Annotated in this window: 1 protein-coding gene; it reads left to right on the top strand. The window is 59.7% G+C overall.

Annotated elements, in window-relative coordinates; all coding sequences use genetic code 11:
• Positions 1-288, top strand: a 288-nt coding sequence (locus tag SQ11_RS15430; RefSeq protein WP_041515092.1) for a PEP-CTERM sorting domain-containing protein, incomplete at both ends; no start/stop codon positions are given.

Genomic DNA, 288 nt, shown 5'->3' on the forward strand with positions numbered 1-288 from the left:
TTTAGGGGGATTCAGCGGCCTGGGCCAGGGTTCAAGCTACGACTGGCTGGCTACGCTGGACACCTCCTCAGCCGGGATTTTCAACGCCAGCTACACATTGGGCTTGTCAGATGCGGACGTCGGCGCGGCATCCAGCCGGGCTGCCTATAGCCTCATCCTGAACCTGACTGGGACGGTAAATGAGTTGCCGAATCCAGCAGCACAGGTCGGCGAGGTACCTGAGCCCACCACTTTTGCACTGCTTGGCCTTGGTTTGGCGGGTCTGGGTTTCAGCCGTCGCAAGAAATC

The sequence above is a fragment of the Nitrosospira sp. NpAV genome (genome assembly GCF_000832065.1).
Taxonomy (GTDB): Bacteria; Pseudomonadota; Gammaproteobacteria; order Burkholderiales; family Nitrosomonadaceae; genus Nitrosospira.